This window comes from Paenibacillus sp. NN59 (assembly GCF_057597225.1).
Genome location: NZ_CP199678.1, coordinates 2598381 through 2617659 on the forward strand (window position 1 = coordinate 2598381; position 19279 = coordinate 2617659).

19 protein-coding genes and 1 other annotated feature are annotated in these 19279 nt (G+C 46.5%); of the genes, 18 read left to right on the top strand and 1 reads right to left on the bottom strand.

The window, feature by feature from the left end; all coding sequences use genetic code 11:
- Positions 1–48 precede the first annotated feature (48 nt).
- The 14 genes from rny (at position 49) to ACT89M_RS11650 (ending at position 13976) form a co-directional block, all read left to right on the top strand.
- Entirely contained in the window at positions 49–1590 is a 1542-nt protein-coding gene (gene rny, locus ACT89M_RS11585; protein ID WP_090923808.1) for a ribonuclease Y, read from the top strand.
- Between the two features lie 80 nt (positions 1591–1670).
- Complete coding sequence (locus ACT89M_RS11590; protein ID WP_154886335.1) at positions 1671–2465, top strand: TIGR00282 family metallophosphoesterase; 795 nt, start codon at positions 1671–1673, stop codon at positions 2463–2465.
- 117 nt (positions 2466–2582) lie between these two features.
- Positions 2583–2843 (top strand): stage V sporulation protein S, encoded by a 261-nt coding sequence (locus tag ACT89M_RS11595; protein WP_007430104.1) that lies wholly within the window; start codon positions 2583–2585, stop codon positions 2841–2843.
- A 119-nt stretch (positions 2844–2962) separates the two neighbouring features.
- Positions 2963–3967, top strand: coding sequence for a dipeptidase (locus ACT89M_RS11600; protein ID WP_308722029.1), 1005 nt, complete (start codon positions 2963–2965; stop codon positions 3965–3967).
- A gap of 176 nt (positions 3968–4143) precedes the next feature.
- The gene (gene pduL, locus ACT89M_RS11605) at positions 4144–4716 is read left to right on the top strand and encodes a phosphate propanoyltransferase (protein WP_090923805.1); all 573 of its coding nucleotides are present in this window, start codon (positions 4144–4146) and stop codon (positions 4714–4716) included.
- Positions 4717–5023: 307 nt separating this feature from the next.
- Positions 5024–6580, top strand: coding sequence for a tRNA (N6-isopentenyl adenosine(37)-C2)-methylthiotransferase MiaB (gene miaB / locus ACT89M_RS11610; RefSeq protein WP_154886333.1), 1557 nt, complete (start codon positions 5024–5026; stop codon positions 6578–6580).
- A gap of 681 nt (positions 6581–7261) precedes the next feature.
- On the top strand, positions 7262–7675 hold the full coding sequence (locus ACT89M_RS11615) for a YlbF/YmcA family competence regulator (protein WP_090921137.1): 414 nt from the start codon (positions 7262–7264) through the stop codon (positions 7673–7675).
- 131 nt (positions 7676–7806) lie between these two features.
- A complete protein-coding gene (locus tag ACT89M_RS11620) occupies positions 7807–8211 on the top strand; it encodes a PaaI family thioesterase (RefSeq protein ID WP_090921104.1) in 405 nt (134 codons plus the stop codon).
- An 84-nt stretch (positions 8212–8295) separates the two neighbouring features.
- Entirely contained in the window at positions 8296–9105 is an 810-nt protein-coding gene (locus tag ACT89M_RS11625; protein WP_090921102.1) for an NUDIX hydrolase, read from the top strand.
- 48 nt (positions 9106–9153) lie between these two features.
- Entirely contained in the window at positions 9154–9711 is a 558-nt protein-coding gene (locus tag ACT89M_RS11630) for a cysteine hydrolase family protein (protein WP_090921100.1), read from the top strand.
- 92 nt (positions 9712–9803) lie between these two features.
- Positions 9804–11258 carry a nicotinate phosphoribosyltransferase gene (locus ACT89M_RS11635; protein ID WP_154983870.1) on the top strand — a complete coding sequence of 485 codons (1455 nt, stop codon included), beginning with the start codon at positions 9804–9806 and terminating at the stop codon, positions 11256–11258.
- Between the two features lie 396 nt (positions 11259–11654).
- Positions 11655–12299: a hypothetical protein gene (locus tag ACT89M_RS11640; RefSeq protein WP_154886330.1), complete on the top strand. Its 645-nt coding sequence runs from the start codon at positions 11655–11657 to the stop codon at positions 12297–12299.
- Between the two features lie 13 nt (positions 12300–12312).
- A complete protein-coding gene (locus tag ACT89M_RS11645) occupies positions 12313–13320 on the top strand; it encodes an oxidoreductase (protein WP_308721998.1) in 1008 nt (335 codons plus the stop codon).
- Positions 13321–13415: 95 nt separating this feature from the next.
- Entirely contained in the window at positions 13416–13976 is a 561-nt protein-coding gene (locus tag ACT89M_RS11650) for a hypothetical protein (protein WP_308721997.1), read from the top strand.
- Between the two features lie 46 nt (positions 13977–14022).
- Here the strand turns inward: ACT89M_RS11650 and ACT89M_RS11655 are convergent, their stop codons facing one another.
- Positions 14023–14541 carry a MogA/MoaB family molybdenum cofactor biosynthesis protein gene (locus ACT89M_RS11655; protein ID WP_260511140.1) on the bottom strand — a complete coding sequence of 173 codons (519 nt, stop codon included), beginning with the start codon at positions 14539–14541 and terminating at the stop codon, positions 14023–14025.
- Between the two features lie 170 nt (positions 14542–14711).
- Between ACT89M_RS11655 and ACT89M_RS11660 the strand changes: the two genes are divergently transcribed.
- From ACT89M_RS11660 to ACT89M_RS11675, 4 genes are all read left to right on the top strand, one after another.
- A complete protein-coding gene (locus tag ACT89M_RS11660) occupies positions 14712–15809 on the top strand; it encodes a CobW family GTP-binding protein (protein ID WP_487345226.1) in 1098 nt (365 codons plus the stop codon).
- A 72-nt stretch (positions 15810–15881) separates the two neighbouring features.
- On the top strand, positions 15882–16217 hold the full coding sequence (locus tag ACT89M_RS11665; protein WP_308721995.1) for a four-helix bundle copper-binding protein: 336 nt from the start codon (positions 15882–15884) through the stop codon (positions 16215–16217).
- 82 nt (positions 16218–16299) lie between these two features.
- Positions 16300–16591 (top strand) — a binding site (T-box leader).
- 66 nt (positions 16592–16657) lie between these two features.
- Positions 16658–18370 (top strand): arginine--tRNA ligase, encoded by a 1713-nt coding sequence (gene argS / locus ACT89M_RS11670; protein ID WP_487345227.1) that lies wholly within the window; start codon positions 16658–16660, stop codon positions 18368–18370.
- A gap of 141 nt (positions 18371–18511) precedes the next feature.
- Positions 18512–19057 (top strand): hypothetical protein, encoded by a 546-nt coding sequence (locus tag ACT89M_RS11675; protein WP_487345228.1) that lies wholly within the window; start codon positions 18512–18514, stop codon positions 19055–19057.
- Positions 19058–19279 lie beyond the last annotated feature (222 nt).

A 19279-nucleotide genomic window follows, 5' to 3' on the forward strand; every position in this document is an offset into this window, starting at 1 on the left:
AGTTGACCCAAGGAGTGCCTTGGAGGAACCAACGAGGAGGTGAACAGTATGGATATTGCTATCACGATCATTCTCGTTGTGGCCGCGCTCGTTATTGGGTTCGGAGTCGGATATTTTATTCGCAAATCTCTTGCAGAGGCTAAAATCTCTAGTGCGGAACAAGCTGCCGTACAAATCGTGGAGAACGCGAAAAAAGAGGCAGAGGCACTGAAGAAAGAAACGGTGCTGGAAGCGAAGGATGAGATTCATCGCATTCGCGCCGAAGCTGAAAAGGACACTCGTGAACGTCGGAACGAAATTCAACGACAAGAGAGACGATTGTTGCAAAAAGAAGAGTCGCTGGATAAAAAATTGGAATCACTCGAACGTAAAGAAGAGCAAGTGGCTAACAAAGAGAAACGTATCGATGAAACACAGCAACAGATCGAAATGATCTACAAAAACCAGGTGACGGAGCTTGAACGAATCTCCAATCTCACGATGGAAGACGCACGCAGTATCATACTGTCCAACGTAGAACAGGAAGTTCGTCATGAGACGGCTCAAATGATCAAGGACATTGAACAGCAAGCGAAGGAAGAAGCGGACAAAAAGTCCCGCGAGATCATTACACTCGCCATCCAACGTTGTGCGGCTGACCATGTAGCGGAGACAACGGTATCCGTTGTAACGCTGCCTAATGAAGAAATGAAAGGCCGGATTATCGGTCGTGAAGGACGTAACATCCGTGCGCTTGAAACCCTTACCGGGATTGACCTCATTATCGATGATACGCCAGAAGCTGTTATTCTGTCGGGCTTTGACCCGATTCGCCGTGAGATTGCCCGGACGGCACTGGAAAAACTGGTGGCGGATGGACGGATTCACCCGGCACGTATTGAAGAAATGGTGGAGAAATCACGTAAAGAAGTGGATGAGCGTATCCGTGAATACGGTGAACAAGCTACCTTTGAAGTGGGCGTGCATGGTCTTCACCCAGATCTCATCAAAATTCTGGGCCGCCTGAAGTTCCGCACAAGTTACGGTCAGAACGTCCTGAAACATTCGATGGAAGTTGCTTATTTGGCAGGACTAATGGCTGGAGAACTTGGAGAGGACGTAACTTTGGCAAGACGTGCAGGTTTGTTGCATGACATCGGTAAAGCGCTGGATCACGAAGTGGAAGGATCACACGTTGAAATTGGCGTGGAGCTGGCGAAGAAATACAAGGAACACCCAGTGGTTATCAACAGTATCGCTTCCCATCACGGGGACTGCGAAGCAACTTCAGTTATTGCGATGCTGGTGGGTGCAGCTGATGCGCTGTCCGCAGCTCGTCCAGGTGCACGCCGCGAAACATTGGAGACTTACATCAAACGACTGGAGAAGCTGGAAGAAATTTCGGAATCATTCGAAGGTGTCGAGAAATCGTACGCCATCCAGGCTGGACGCGAAGTTCGCGTCATGGTGCAGCCTGAGAAGATCGATGATGCTGAAGCTTTCCGCCTCGCTCGTGACATCACGAAGATGATCGAGAATGAACTTGATTATCCAGGTCATATCAAAGTCACCGTGATCCGGGAAACCCGGGCGGTTGAATACGCAAAATAGAGTATTTTGGAAAAGTGGCCGCTTCAGTGGGCCACTTTTCCTGTTGATAAGCCATGTAGGAATTGAGGAGGCAACAAATCATGAAAGTTTTGTTTATTGGGGACATCGTAGGAAACGTAGGGCGCAAAGCGCTTAAGGAGAACTTACCATACCTGAAATCGAAATATAAACCCCATGTGATCATTGTCAATGGTGAGAATGCTGCAGCAGGACGCGGCATTACAGGTGCAATTGCCAATGAGTTTTTTAACTGGGGTGTGCATGGCATTACGCTTGGCAACCATACTTGGGACAATAAGGATATTTTTGATTTTATAGATGATGAACCACGTATGATCAGACCAGCGAACTTTCCACCAGGTACACCTGGACGTGGGTATACCGTAGTTAAGGGGGAAGGGAAAGAACTTGCGATCGTGAACCTGCAAGGCAGAACCTTCTTGCCTGCGATTGATTGCCCGTTTCGCGCAGCGGATGAGATTGTGGACGAGCTACGGAGAGACTATAAATGTATTCTTGTGGATATGCACGCGGAAGCAACGTCTGAGAAGATTGCGATGGGCTGGCATCTCGATGGACGCGCATCCTTCGTTGTAGGTACGCATACGCATGTACAAAGCAACGATGAACGTATTTTACCTGGAGGTACGGCATATTTGACAGATGCGGGTATGGTAGGACCGCGTGACGGCATCCTGGGCATGGAGCGTGAAGCGGTGCTACGTAAATTTTACACCCAGCTTCCAGTGAGATTTGTCGTGGATGACGGCAAATGGCATTTTCATGGCGTGATCGTGGATATTGACGAAGAAACTGGTGCGGCTACGCGGATTGAGAAAATACGTTTAATGGAAGATGAGTGGCGCATGGAATAGGGGCATTGTCCCATTTTGCCTTGAAACCCTGCTAAAAAGAAGGAATTTTTTTTCCTCCCGCGAATAACATCTAGTAAGTGGAAACAAACTTTCAACATTCCCAGGGAGGTACTTACCATGGATGTATTAAAAGTTTCAGCAAAGTCCAATCCTAACTCTGTAGCCGGCGCTCTTGCAGGAGTTCTTCGTGAACGTGGAAATGCTGAACTGCAGGCAATTGGAGCAGGAGCACTGAACCAAGCCATTAAAGCGGTAGCGATTGCCCGGGGATTTGTAGCACCAAGCGGAGTTGACCTGATTTGTATTCCAGCTTTTACAGACATTGTGATTGACGGTGAGGACCGAACGGCCATTAAGCTGATTGTGGAGCCCAGATAATACATGAGTTGAAGGTACGCATGAGCCTGTTTACGAATAAAGTAGACAGGTTTTTTTGCGTTATTTTACAAAAGAATCGAGGGAAAATGGGTAATTATACGTTATGGGGAGGATAGGCTATGTCGAGAACAGGCCAGCGTATCGCTGATTTTCATTGTGATGCGTTAAGCAAACTGCTGATGAAACCTGAACTTTCTTTTGAGAAGGCTTCCGAACTGGATGTCAACCTGGAACGCATGCAAGAAGGTGGTGTTCAGCTGCAGGCATTTGCGATTTATTTACCCGAAGTGCTGGGCAGAGGCAAGTTTGAACATGTGATGGGACAGCTGGAGTTGTACCGTAAAAAGGTAGAGCATAGCGCACAGCGCTCTGGAGGGGTCAAGACACTGCTTTGGCGTGAACAGGTAGCAAACTTGCGAACAAAAGTGGAAACCGCTCCATGGGGCCTAATCACATTGGAGGGTGTTGATGGGCTAGAAGGAAACTTGTTTTATCTGGAATTGTGTTTTCAGATGGGGGTACGCGTCGTTGGTCTTACATGGAATCATGCGAATTGGGCTGCGGACGGCATTCTGGAAAAGCGGGGGGCGGGTCTGACAGAGAAAGGCAAGGAACTGGTGCGTCTCTGTAATCAGATGGGGATGCTCTTGGATGTGTCTCATTTATCCGAAAAGGGGTTCTGGGAACTGGCCGATCTGAGCGAACGTCCTTTCATAGCCTCGCATTCTAACAGCTATAACGTATGTCCGCATATACGTAACTTGAAGGATGACCAGATTCAGGCCATAGTTGCGAGAGATGGACGTGTTGGCCTGACGTTTGTACCCTGGTTTGTCAAAGAAGCGGATGAAGTGCGAATAGAGGACTTGCTACCACACATCGAACAGATCTGTTCGCTAGGCGGGGCTCATCATCTGATGATGGGATCGGATTTTGACGGGATCTCAACCAAAATTCAGGATTTGGAGCATGCTGGATGTTATCCAAAGCTGACAGAAATACTGTTGAAGCATTATGACGAAGCACTAGTGCATGGTTGGTTATGGGGGAATGCAATACGTTATCTCGGGGAACACTTGCCAGAGGATGGACTGATGGATGCAAGTAAAAGAAAGAGGATGTAATAAATCTCACTTTTTTCAAAATAAGTGTCTCGAAATGGAAATGAATTAGCGAAAATAAGTGTATTTCATGAATTTTCATCAGTTTGTTTTCATTTCACAGTAAAAAGGAGTATAATACCACTTGGATTGTTAAGAGCCTGTCTACAGGCCATAGATAAACAAGGAGTGAATTTACGATGAGTAAAACAGTACCTGTGGGCGTATCCGCCCGTCACATTCATGTATCCCAAGAGCACGTTGACATTTTGTTCGGCAAAGGTTATGAACTGACTGAATTTAAACCTCTGTCCCAGCCCGGACAATACGCTGCCAATGAAACCGTAGCGGTCATTGGTTCCAAAGGACAGTTTGATAAAGTGCGTATCCTCGGACCTGTTCGTCCAGAAACACAATTGGAAATCTCCATGACGGATTCTTTTGCGATCGGTGTAAAAGCACCTGTGCGTGAATCTGGTAGCATCGAAGGTACACCTGGAATCACAATCAAAGGTCCAGCTGGCGAAGTAACGATTGACAAAGGTGTTATCGTTGCGGCTCGTCACATCCACTTCCATACGTCCGATGCAGCAAAATGGGGCATTGAGGACAAACAAATGTTGAAAGTTCGCTTGGGTGGGGATCGTGGTCTGGTACTTGAAAATGTACTGGCTCGTGTATCCGATTCCTTTGCACTGGATATGCACATCGATACAGATGAAGCAAATGCAGCAGGCGCTCGCAATGGCGACACTGCTGAAATCATTGACTAATGACTTTACACGGTCTATAGCGTTGAAGTACAACGTAGAGGCCGGATATAAGTAAAAATGACCTGAGTACACTGGCAGAGGCGGTTCATCTTGAACTGTGCGTCAATGTGCTCAGGTTTTTTTGTGCAAGGCAGATCAGGACGGTAGAATGGAGTGAGCAGGACCGTGTTTGCTTGTGGAACTACAGCCCAATTCATGTTATAATTTGCTGTAATGCTCTTTTGAAGCATGAGGAACCAAATGGTTGAATTTTGTGATGAAAAGAACGCTTTTTATGAATAGAGGCTGTAAGGAGTGACCGAAGGAAATGGCTAAAGACTCAAAAAAGGATTACTCCCAATATTTTGATTTCTCCGATGCCAAAGTAATTTCGCAAGATGAATTCAGCAAAAAGATTAGAATTCGCGGACGCGAGATTAATATCAAAGCGGAACCGAACCATCGCCAGGAGAAACAAAGGGGCAAGGAAGACATTCAGGTACTGTATGAGACGGCTGTTCCCGAAGAGTTGAAAACGATCGGAAAGGGCAAGCATTATATCGTATACACCTATGGATGTCAGATGAATGAACACGACTCCGAGACGATCAAAGGTTTGCTGGAGACGATGGGGTATCAAGCTACGGAAGATCGCAAAGCAGCGGATATTATTTTGCTTAACACGTGTGCGATTCGTGAAAATGCAGAAGACAAAGTATTTGGTGAACTGGGCCATCTGAAAACACTGAAGCTGGAGAACCCAGGTTTATTGCTTGGGGTATGCGGGTGTATGTCTCAAGAAGAAGGTGTCGTTAACCGGATCATGCAGAAGCATGGTTTTGTTGACATGATCTTTGGTACCCACAATGTACACCGTCTGCCGCACCTGATTCAGGAAGCGCTCTTTAGCAAAGAGATGGTTGTGGAAGTGTGGTCCAAGGAAGGCGACATCATTGAGAACCTGCCGAAGAAACGAGAAGGCATGCGCGGCTGGGTAAACATTATGTATGGTTGCGACAAGTTCTGTACATATTGCATCGTGCCGTTTACCAGGGGGAAAGAACGTAGTCGTCGTCCAGAGGACGTTATTGCAGAAGTACGAGAACTGGCTAGACAGGGATTCAAGGAAATTACACTGCTAGGTCAGAATGTGAATGCGTACGGTAAGGATTTTACGGACCTGAAATACACCTTTGGTGACTTAATGGACGATATTCGTAAAATAGATATTCCACGTGTGCGTTTTACAACGAGCCATCCGCGTGACTTTGATGATCACTTGATCGAGGTGCTTGCCAAAGGTGGTAATCTGGTGGAGCACATCCACTTACCGGTGCAATCAGGCAGCACGGAAGTACTCAAACGTATGAGTCGTAAATATACGCGGGAACACTATTTGAATCTGGCGGCGAAGATCAAAACGGCCATTCCAGACGTCGTTCTGACGACGGATTTCATTGTCGGATTCCCTGGTGAAACGGACGAGCAGTTTGAGGATACACTTTCTCTGGTTCGTGAAGTTGGTTATGATTTTGCCTATACGTACATCTACTCTCCACGCGAAGGTACACCTGCAGCAGTGATGGAAGATAATGTGCCGATGGAAGTGAAAAAAGAACGTCTGAAACGCCTGAACGAAACGGTAAATGAGTACAGCCAGCGTAGCAACGAGCAGCAACGTGGCAAGATTGTTGAGGTACTTGTCGAAGGCGAGAGTAAACGTAATTCAACTGTTCTGGCTGGACGAACACGCAGTAACAAGCTAGTGCATTTTGAAGGCTCTAAGGAGCTGATTGGTACCTTTGTACAAGTGGAAATTACCGATCCGATGACGTTTTATATTCGCGGCAACTTGCATACCGAGCCGGTAGCTGCGAATCAATAGCGGAGGGAACGGAATCGATTCTGAAGAAGTGAAGCGTTCGCCTTTATCGCCGGATTTTCCCCTTGGAGAAGGGGGCGAAAAAAATCCGCAGATAACAGCGATCAAAAGAACGATCCGTACCCGTAGCGGCCACCCGAGCCTTACTATTACAAAAACTCACCTAACAAGATGAGATTTTCAGGTTCAATATAAGATTTGGACATTGGCTTGAGGTAGCGGAGGGGTAGGAATCGATTCTGTAGAAGCGAAGCGTTCGCCTTTATCGCCGGATTTTCCCCTTGGAGAAGGGGAGCGAAAAAAATCCGGAGATAACAGCGATCAAAAGAACGATCCGAACCCTAAGCGGCCACCCGAGCCTTACTATTACAAAAACTCACCTAACAAGATGAGATTTTCAGGTTCAATATTAAGATTTGGACATTGGCTTGAGGTAGCGGAGGGGTAGGAATCGATTCTGTAGAAGCGAAGCGTTCGCCTTTATCGCCGAATTTCCCCTTGGAGAAGGGGATCGAAAAAAATCCGGAGATAACAGCGATCAAAAGAACGATCCGAACCCTAAGCGGCCACCCAAGCCTTAGTACAAACACTGATGTTTAACCACAGTCTCATCTTATATCATCTCATACGAATGGAGCGATCACAGTGGCGCAGGAAGAAGAAGTGCAGTACAACCATTACGGAATGCCAACCTACGATACGCGCAATCTGATCATACGCGACGACATTATGGGAAAGGCCAAAGAACTGGCAGATATGCTCGGAACGAGCGAAGAAGTAAGACAGTTTCAACAGGCAGAAGCCAAAATCCGAGATCATGAGCGCATTCAGCAATTGATCGCAACGATTAAGAAAAAACAAAAAGAAATCGTTGCTTTCGAAAGCTTCAACAACAGTGCCATGGTTAGCAAAATTGAACAGGAAATTGATGACTTGCAAAACGAACTGGACAGCATTCCGCTAGTAACCGAATTCCAGCAGAGTCAAAGTGACATCAATTATCTGCTTCAACTAGTCATCTCGGTGATTCGGGATACAGTATCCGAGAAAGTCAATGTCGAAGCTGGAACGGATTCACCTCCGACCAGCTGCGGTTAAATGAACGGAAGGGTGCGGACGCAGTCCGCGCCTTTTTTGACATCATAGAGAGCAATGAACTCAGAATGAAGCAACAAAAAAGACATCTAGAGTGAGTTAAACAACGTATGGAATAGAAGGAGAAATGAAACATGAGTATTTTGGACAAAATGGTGGAAGACGGCGATGGCCGATTCTGGGGATTTCTCGGGTGCCGGTACATCAAGGGCAACAAACAAGAAGTCCAAATTGCGCTGACCGCAGGAGAGAATCATACCAACTCGATGGGCATAATTCATGGTGGTGTGTTGACCTCATTGATGGATCAGGCGATGGGTATGGTCGCGACAGCTGCCATGGAGGTGGATAGTTGTGTCACGACTAACCTTAATGTACATTTTCTGGCGCCGATGAGTCAGGGCGAATTAATTGTAACGTCAACCGTGTTGCATCAAGCTGGGCGTAGCATCACGACCCAATCTGAGGTTCGCGATTCCTCAGGAACGCTGGGATGTATGGCTACAGCAACGTTCCGTGTGGCGAAATCGAGAGCCTGATGACGGAAACTGGAATCCACAGTTGACAAAAATTATTATTATGTCATAATGAGATTATCAAAATGAAAATAGTCGGTGGTGCCCATGAGCGAAAACAACAAACACGTTAACACTGAATCAGCAAACGATGAACTGGAAGCACGTAATTATAGTTCCAAAAAATATCGTACCCCCGACGGGGTTCCTGCAGATATCGTCATGTTCACCTTGACGAAGCGGGAGCGCAAAACGGTAACGAAAACCCTCCCGATTCGGGAGTTGAAGGTTATGTTAATTAAACGCAAGGGTTGGCCATTTGCCGGAAGGTGGGCATTGCCTGGTGGATTTTGCCAAGAGAATGAGTCCATTTACGGTGCGGCGAAGCGCGAACTGATGGAGGAGACCGGTGTAGACGGCGGACATCTCGAATATCTAAACGTTTATAGTCAGCCTGGACGTGATCCCAGAGGTTGGATTATCTCTCATGCCTTCTTTGCACTTGTAGAGGAATGGATGCTTGAACACAGGCAGGCAGCAGATGATGCGGAAGATGTAGGGTTGTTTACGATCCAGGAGGCACTGGAAGAACTGGAACTCGCCTTTGATCACAGAACGATCATCGAAGATGCATACAGACGAATTCAGCAACAGATGCTGGAGACAACGATTGCGAGACAGTTTCTGCCGCGTGATTTTACGTTAAGTGAATTATATCAGGTCATCCAGAGTGTTGTACCGGATTTCGAAGAGCCTAATTTTATTCGTAAAATAACATCTACACGCAGCCGTAAAGGGATTGTCGAGGAAGTGCGTGACGATGAGGGCAATCTGGTCAGCTCCAATCAGTACTCCCAGCGTCCGGCACAGCTGTATCGATTCACTGAACTAGTGCCGCGTTTATCGATCTATACGTAAAAAGCGTGTGATGCATTCAACCATATTCAAACCAAGGGAGTGTGGACGATGAAAGCATTGATTGTTATTGATTTTACACAAGATTTTGTTACGGGAGCATTGCCTGTGGGGCAGCCGGCCGTAGAGATTCAGGAAACGGTAGCGGCGATTACCAAGGCGTATCTCGATAATAAAGATGAAGTGATTATGGCAGTAGATTTACATGAAAAAAATGACCCTTATCATCCGGAAACCGTACTTTTCCCGCCTCATAACATCCGTGATACTGAGGGAAGACAGCTATATGGTCGTCTTGCCGAAGTAATGGAGAAGCATGCGAATGAAATTCGGTGGATGGATAAAACGAGATATAGCGCGTTCTGCGGAACAGACCTGGAACTGAAGCTGCGCGAACGAGGCATAACGGATATTGCGTTAATCGGGGTATGTACAGATATATGTGTATTACATACCGCTGTGGATGCCTATAACAAAGGATTCCATATTACGATCTATGAGGACGCTGTAGCCAGTTTTAACCCTGCAGGGCATGAATGGGCACTTGGGCACTTTCGTTCCAGCATGGGGGCACAGGTGGTTAAGGCAAGTGAAACGATTTTGGACTGATTCGCCACCGAACATTGCGGTGTAATCAGCTTTAAGCTCGTATTTTCAGGAATGATCTGAGAAACGAGCGGAAGTCAGAGAGGATGAGACAAATGCAGACAACAAGCCTGGCTTTACATACGGATAAATATCAGATCAACATGATGTATGCGCACTGGGTGAATGGTACACACAAACGGAAGGCGGTATTTGAAGCCTACTTCCGTAAGCTTCCTTTTGGCAACGGTTATGCCGTATTTGCCGGATTGGAGCGCATTGTGAATTATATTAGCCAGCTACGTTTCACCATGGAAGATATCAAGTTTTTATCCAAACAACCAGAGAATTATGATCCGGTCTTTTTGGAGGAATTGCTTCAGTTCTCTTTCCAGGGAACGATTCATTCCATGAAGGAGGGTGCAATTGTTTTTCCTGACGAACCGCTCATTCGGGTTGAAGGCTGTATTCTGGAAACGCAGTTGGTGGAAACGGCCATACTTAACTTCATGAATTATCAGACACTGATTGCAACGAAAGCATCTCGTATTAAGCAGGTGGCACAGCAAGATACATTGCTTGAGTTCGGAACACGCCGTGCACAAGAAGCAGATGCCGCAATTTGGGGGGCTCGTGCTTCATATGTAGCCGGTTTCCATGCGACATCCAATATGCTGGCTGGTGAACAGTTTGGCATTCCGACAGCAGGCACACACGCACATTCCTGGGTGCAGAGCTTTATGACGGAACAGGAGGCATTTGATGCGTATGCAAGAGTGCTACCGGATCAGGTGACGCTTCTCGTGGATACGTTTGATACGCTGAATAGCGGCGTGCCTCATGCGATCAAAACAGCCAAGTGGCTGGAGAGTCAAGGCAAAAAGATGAATGCTATTCGTCTGGATAGCGGCGACCTTGCCTATCTTTCGATTCAGGCCCGTCAGATGTTGGATGAAGCCGGACTGGACTATGTGAAAATCGTAGCTTCGAATGATCTCGATGAAAATACGATCTTTAACTTGAAAGCTCAAGGTGCACGGATCGACACATGGGGTGTCGGCACACAGTTGATTACAGCATCAGATCAGCCTTCTTTGGGTGGAGTCTACAAGCTGGTAGAGCGTGAGGTTAACGGCGAAATGTTGCCAACGCTTAAAATATCGGCCAATCCCGAGAAGGTGTCTACACCGGGTAAAAAAGAAGTCTTCCGCATCATTGATCCGAAGCATGGCAAAGCTATTGCGGATTATATCTGCTATCCAGATGAGGAGCAGCCGCTTCAGGGAGGACCGCTCAAGCTGTTCAACCCGCTACATCCTTATCTGAAAAAAACGGTGACCCGTTATGAAGCAGTTAACATGCTGGAGCCGATTTTTGTGAATGGACGTAAAGTGTATAACCTGCCTACGCTCGATGAAATACGCGCGTATCATAAGGAGCAGTTGAATCTTTTCTGGCCAGAGTACCAACGGAAGCTGAACCCGGAAATTTACCGCGTGAACATCAGCCCGGCTGCATGGAATATGAAGCAAAAGTTGATTGCTGAGCATGTGAAATCAACGGAAGAGTAATATCATAGCTGTATGTGAGAATCAGGAAGGCATAACCGGTAGGGATTACTGGCTTATGCCTTTTTGATATGATGAAACGATGGTAATTTTAATTAACAGGTGTGAAGTTTCATAGAAGTATGCCGGAGGAAGATGTACACTCTCTGAATAAGCAATAATTGTGAAGCGACTTTGTTATAGCCATCTCATGCATTGCATCACCTATTCCAAGGTTTATCCCAAGTAAGATCATATCATTATTTCTCGGGAAAGCGCAGGAAACGCCAAATGCCGCCACATTTCGAAAGTTACTTCGTCATAAGGGGGGGCCTTAGAAGAACAGTTGAACAGGATTGAAAATCTACACTGTTTCAAACCGATGTCAGCAGGGGATGAAAGGTAGAGGAGGGCTGGCTGATGAGATATATGTTTGGACTACTATGGGTTGCATTTATAGCTTATGCACTGTTTATGGCGCCGGGGAACTCCCCCGCGAATGATCCGATATTCAAAGAATTACTCACATTGCAGAGCAGGGAGCCATGGCTACTGACGGTGTTCTCATGGTTGGGCATTTTTCCGGCTGTGTATGCATGTATTCTACTTCGAAAATCAATGACAGCCTCGAAGAGGCAGCGGATGCCAGCATGGCCGTTTGTCTTGTTTTCTTTTGGGCTTGGAGCATTTGCATTATTGCCCTATTTTGCGTTGATTTCACCTTCCCCAACAGACGTACATGATCCGGAGTCATCTGTTAAACAGTCGAAACGAGGTGTCTCGCGAGTGGCCTCGCATAAGCTGACCCATCTGATCCTGTTGTTGCTTACACTAGGGTCGGCACTTTATGCGTTGATCGAAGGCAATTCCGAACGCTTCGTGGACGCATTTTATCAATCCTCGTTTGTACATATCATGACGATTGATTTCATAGTACTGACGTTACTGTCTACGTATGCTATCTATCGCGATGCCAGAGTGAACGGAAGAACAACAAACTGGGCGTGGGCAGGATTACTGCCGCTTGCAGGACCACTATTATATCTGCTTTTGGAACGAAAATAAGGAGATGAGACCGATGAAAGAACAATTTCAGGCTTATGTGATACGTAAGGATGATCAGAAAGGGGTTACAGCCAAACTTGAGCAGTTGAAAAAAGAAGACCTTCCTAACGGGGATGTGACCGTACAGGTACACTATTCCAGTGTGAATTATAAGGACGGATTAGCATCTCTTGAAAAAGGAGGCGTCATACGGAATTATCCCATGGTACCTGGAATCGATATGGCCGGGACGGTAGATGAATCTGTGAGTGGGCGTTTTGCACCTGGGGATCGGGTCATTAGTACGGGATTTGAACCCGGGGTCTCCCATTACGGGGGATATAGTGAATATGCTCGTCTTCGTAGTGAGTGGTTAGTGCCTCTCCCGCAAGGGCTGAGTGAAAAAGAAGCGATGGCTATTGGAACGGCAGGGTTTACTGCTGGACTCTCGATAGACGCCTTGTTACAAGCGGGGGTAACGCCGGAAATGGGGAAAATACTAGTTACCGGCGCTACGGGGGGCGTTGGCAGTATGGCGATAGCTATCCTTGCGAAGCTTGGTTTTGAAGTGACGGCAAGCACAGGTAAAAAGCAGCAAGAAGAGGAACTGCTTCGCAATTTGGGGGCTTCCGAAGTCATTTCCCGTGAAGAAGCGGATGCCCCAATCAAGGGAGCTATGGGTAAACAGCAATGGGCGGGCATCGTTGATCCAACTGCGGGGCCAGCACTGGCGGAGCGCTTGAAACAGGTACAATATGGTGGAGCTGTTGCTGTATCCGGGTTAACTGGGGGCAACGGATTTGAATCAACTGTTTTTCCATTTATTTTGCGTGGCATCCAGTTGATTGGTATTGATTCAGTGTATTGTCCCATGGAACGTCGAGAGCGCATCTGGAACAAGCTGGGCAGTGAATGGAAGCCAGACCGTGCACTTGCGCTGGGGGTCCAGGAGATTACGCTAGATCAGTTGCCGCATACATTAGAGAACATATTACTGGGCGGTGCAGTTGGGCGTACCGTTGTACGTGTCTCCTCTGAATAATGTGCTTACTTGGAATAAAATGTGTATCTCCTAGACATGCTAATCCTACCTGAGAGAGTCACAGGTACTGTGACTTATGGAAAGGAAGGATAGACATGCTGTTAAAGGAGAAAAATCCGAACCTGATGGGGCGGAATGTAAAACGATTTTTGATGTTAAGTGGCTTGGTAATCCTTAGCCTAATATCTCTCGCAGCTTGCACATCTTCATCTATTGAGCAGGAACGGAAGCTCTATACAGGGGAAGCAACAACGGAAGGGAATTTCAGAGCCAAGCAACAAGGTCACGGCTTAAACGGTACGTTAGCAAGAGAAATAACAACCGCTTTTGCTGCCAAACATATTAAGCTGATGAACAATATGTTCGAGGATGATGCTGATGGTGGCATGTCATATATGTATTTATTGAATGGTAGTGCAAGACATATCGTGAAAGTACACATTTATCGTGATGCGAAAATCCGTGCAGCAAGAATGGAAGAAATGTATGGGGAACCTAAAGAAAATGCCGTTCTGGAGAATGTAATGGGCAGAACGACGATTCGTAGCAAAGGGCATGTATCGTTGGTTTATACGGCTTCCGGCGGAGAGAAAGATCTGTATGCACAGGACGTCCTGCAAGTATTTGGAGATGTGTTGCAACAAATAAAAGAGTAGTGACTTACAAAATGTCCAAGTGGAAAAAACAAACCCGTCTGATGATTCAGACGGGTTTATATATTTCGCGCATGACATGGCGCAGTTCAGGCAAAATAATGCGTTCCATGGCAAGTTTAACGGCCCCGCGAGAGCCTGGCATTGAAAATACAGCTGTACGTCCGATAGTTCCGGCAACTGCCCGGCTGAGAATAGCTGCTGAACCAATATCTTCGGTATAACTTAAGTAACGAAAGATTTCACCAAAACCGGGCAGTTCTTTGTCCAGAAGGGAAGATACAGCCTCGTATGTAGTATCCCTTGGAGCAATACCGGTACCTCCGCTTAACAGTACGGCTTCGATATCATCCCGTACAACAGCGTCTTGCAGAATCGTCTGAATCCGTTCTGTCTCGTCAGGTGTAATGATATACTCCACAACCTGATAGCCAGCTTGGTGCAACAACTCATGCATAAGTTGACCGCTCGTATCGGTTTCTTTGGTACGTGTGTCCGAAACGGTAACAACCATACAGGCCACCGTTTGTGGTGCTTCCTGACGGTGCTGTTCAACTGAATTGGTCATTGAAATCCTCCTCAAATAAACATGTCCTCATAGCATAGACTATTCATGTTAATCAGGCAATGAAGTTTTCTTCAACAGAACAGGCGTATTGCACAACAATTGAAGGATAGTGTACACTCGCTTAATAGAGTCAGACTAAGGATAGAGATGGGCAGAGAGGTGTGTAAATAATGAGTATCATCAATGAACAAAAACCAAGTATTCCTGTATATATTTTGTCCGGTTTTTTGGGCAGCGGTAAAACGACATTGCTTGTAAAGCTCATAGAACACTGGAAACAGCAACAACTGCGCCCAGCCGTGGTGATGAATGAACTGGGTGAAGTGAATCTGGATGGTCAGATCGTAGATGAGGAAGTGCCCATGACAGAAATGTTGGGCGGATGCATCTGTTGTACTGTACGAGGAGATCTCGGGCTGCAACTGGCAGACCTCGTTCAAGAAGAGTCACCTGATGTTATTGTGATTGAGGCAACGGGCGCAGCGAATCCGATGGAAATTTTGGATGCGGTGACGGAAACATCTCTTTATATGCGTTTGGAGCTGAAAAGTTTGATCACCGTAGTGGATGCAGCTCATCTGTCAGGCCTGTATCAGGAGCAAAAAGGGAAAACCTTTAAATTAATGCAAGAACAAATTCGTTGCGCATCGGTGTTGCTTTTGAATAAAACCGACCGGGTTCAAGAGCAGCAACTGCAGGACTTGGAAGAGCTTCTGAATAAATGGAATGGCTTTGCCCCCGTGATTCCAACGGTCAAATGTGAAGTGTCTATGGAGAAATTGCTTCATAGTGGTGCCGACGTTCACATCCATCAATTCAATATAGCAGGCGATGCATCGAAAAATGCAGGAGAGACTCATGTGCATACAGATGCTTGCCGTACTCAGGGATGCAATCATGGACATGATCACACGGATCAACGTGACAGCAACCATTCAAGCGACCATGGCGAGCATTCTGTCAAGCCACATACATCACATGAACATGTTATGGTATACACACATTATTTCAGTCAACCTGTGAATAGCGAAGCATTCGAACAATTTGTGGCTAGCTTGCCGCGTGACGTATATCGGGCAAAGGGAATCCTTTCGTTTAGCGATACCGCAAGCCGCTTCTGGTTCCAGTATGCCTATCGTGAATCAGATTACATGAAGATCACACCTCAAGGAGATGTGCCGAATGTAGCTGTGTTTATCGGTGAGCATTTTGATCAAACTGCCATCCGTGAACAATTACTGGAATTGGAAGCGGTAAAACAACACTAGGATAATGGTTCAAAGTTCCTCCCTGGTGGGTATTAAGAAGCATAGCAAACTTTGCCTGGGAGGTAACTTTAAATGACACAACAACAATACCAACAATGTATCGATGCTTGCCTGGAGTGTATGAATGCTTGCAACGTATGTTACATATCGAGTCTGAAAGAATATGATTTAGCGAAGCTTCGTGACTGTATTCGTATGAACCGGGAATGTGCTGATATCTGTGCATTTGCAGCGCAAGCCATGACACGTGGAAGTGATTTCATCGGTGAAATCTGTGAATTGTGTGTCAAAGCATGTGAAGCCTGTGCAGCGGAATGTGGTAAACATGCACATGATCATTGTCAGGCCTGCGCTGAAGCTTGCCGTAGATGTGCTGAAGCTTGCCGTTTAATGTCTGCGGTTGCTTAAACTATCTAATGTAATCATTTTAAAATAACAGGGTTGCTAATCCATACCAGGATATGTATAATGATCTGAAATGATCGAAACAGCAATATCCGTGATCGGGAGAGTAGCCCAGATTCAGGCCATGACAGCGAGCCGGGACAGGTGTAAGCCGGTATGTGATGAACTGTGTGAAGCGCACCCGTGAGATGGTTATCCGAAGCCATGTATTGGCTCCATTTGGAGTTCGTTGTATATGGATTTGAGGGTAATCCGGCATGCAACCGTTATTTGCACCGAGCGGATCGGTTACACCTTCTTGCAGCATGCTGCAATACAGGTTACCGTTCACTTAGAGTGGTACCGCGGGAACTGTTAACACAGCTCTCGTCTCTTATTTGAAGAGACGAGAGCTTTTTTGCGTTTATTTTAGGCATATATTATACAGAGAAGGAGTGCTCGATGTGTTAATGAAACAGGCTGCAACTCAGATTGCCCCGTTAACCGGGCTTACACCAGAAGAAGTATTGAGATTATTGGAAGTCCCGCCGCAGGAGGAGATGGGAGATGCTGCATTTCCCTGTTTTACGTTAGCCAAGTCGCTAAGAAAGGCACCGGCCGTTATTGCTGGAGAAATTGCCGTTGCATTACAGACGGAGGGTATGGATGCTACAGCAGCAGGTCCTTATGTGAACATTCGTTTTGACCGGAATGTCTTGGCGCCCCAATTGCTCGAGGAAGTGGGTAGCGAGACATTTGGTAAACTGCATCTCGGGCAAGGAGCGCGTGTTGTCATTGATATGTCCTCACCTAACATCGCGAAACCTTTTGGCATTGGGCATTTGCGTTCCACTGTCATTGGTGCAGCATTGTATCGTTTATATAACGAAGCGGGTTATACCTCGATAAGTGTGAATCACCTAGGGGACTGGGGGACGCAGTTTGGCAAGCAAATCACGGCATATAAGCGGTGGGGAAACGAAGAGATGTTACAAGCAGATCCAATTCGTAATTCTCTTGAACTATATGTTCGTTTTCATGATGAAGCAGAGAAAGATCCTTCTCTAGAGACCGAAGCACGGGAATGGTTCCGTAAGCTGGAGCAGGGGGATGAAGAAGCGAAGCATCTATGGACTTTCTTCGTAAACGTGAGTATGCAGGAGTTTAACCGGATGTATGAACGCTTGAATGTGGATTTTGACCGTACGCTCGGTGAGAGCTTTTATAATGACAAGATGGGTGCAGTTGTGGAGGAACTTCGAGGCAAAGGACTGCTGGAGGAAAGTGACGGTGCGCTCGTTGTTCGGCTGGATGAAGAGAATATGCCACCATGTCTGATCATTAAAAAAGATGGAACGACGATCTACCCAACCCGGGATTTAGCAACAGCAATCTATCGTCATGATGTGATGCAGGCAGATAAGTTGTTGTACGTCGTTGGTGGAGAGCAGAGCCTTCACTTCCGTCAAGTATTTACGGTATTGTCCAAGATGGAGTATGACTGGGCAGATCATTGTGAGCATATTCCGTTTGGTCTGATGCGTTTCGAGGGGCGGAAGATGTCCACACGCCGGGGGAAGGTTGTTTTTTTACAGGAAGTACTGGATGAAGCTGTCGCTCGTGCCTTGCAAATTATTCAGGAAAAAAATCCGAATCTGGAGCAGGCTGAACAGGTAGCCGAAGCCGTTGGTGTAGGGGCGATTATCTTTGGTGATCTGCGCAACAATCGCATGAATAACATTGATTTTTCGCTGGAGGATGCGGTAAGTTTTGAAGGAGAGACTGGCCCTTATGTGCAATATACTCATGCCCGAATTCAAAGTGTGCTTGCCAAAGCCGCTAATGTGTCACGTGATGAACAGGAAATGGATTCGGACACGGATCAGATGAATAACCCTCCTGTAGCAATTGTCGGCGATACCTCTTGGGCGTTGCTGAAATTGCTGAGTGACTATCCGGCTTATCTGGAAAAAGCTGTGCTTCGCAACGAACCATCCGTGATTGCTAAATACACGATAGATGTTGCCCAAGCTTTTAATCGGTTTTATCATGGTGAACGGATTGCGGATGCACCGTCAGGTGTCAAGGCTTTTCGGGTGAAACTGGCCGAGCACACCGCGAAACGTCTGGCGTACAACTTGTCTTTATTGGGCGTACGCGCTCCCGAGCAGATGTGATCTAAGTTCAGATTACGAAAACAGGAGGGAATCCGAAGTTATGCGCTGGCTTTTCCGGCAACTTGAATGTTGTTTGCAGTTTCGTTACGATAGAGACATAATAAACAGCCAAGGTGCACGGATAGAAAGGAGCGCTCGCATATGCATAACACGGATTTCCAGAATGATTTCATGCTGGACAGCGAACACTCCAAGGAATTGTTTGCCTATTACGGCTTGGCCGTATATTATGGACAGGCGCTGGAACAGCAACTGGTTAATCTTATTTTGTTAACTAAATTGTCACAAGGCAAGGTGGTAACTGAGGAGGAACTAGAGGAGCTGTACGAGCGGAAGATGAGTAGTTCACTGGGGCAACTTATTCATGAAGCACGGCATCATTTTACGTTTTCCGAAGAAGAAATAAGCAGTCTGAATGAATTATGGCAGCAACGAAATCGGATTGTGCATCATTATTTCAAAGAGCGCATTCATGAAACCTTCAGTCCGGAAGGTCGGACACGTATGATTAAGGAATTGCAAGATTTTAAAGAACGTGCACAGGAACTGGAGCTCGTACTCCAGCAATATATAGGTGCCTGGATGGCAGCATTGGGACTAAAGGATGAGTCTGCGGCAGCATGGGTTGCTCTGGAACGAATGCATGCGGCGAGATTTCAGGAACGTGGGCCAGATGAGGAATCATGAGATCAGAGCAGGAGTACGCAAATCCCGTTCCTTGTCCGAGAAATAATGATGTATATGGGATATACAGTTAGAGGCTGGACTTAGAGGGCGAACTTAAAAGTGAAGAGACGGTCATATATTCTAAGGTGAAGATATTGCCGTAGAGCAATAATAAAACCCGTTCTATATAGTAGCCTTCAGGTTACTGACAGAACGGGTTTTATGTGTTTTTTTAATGCTGGC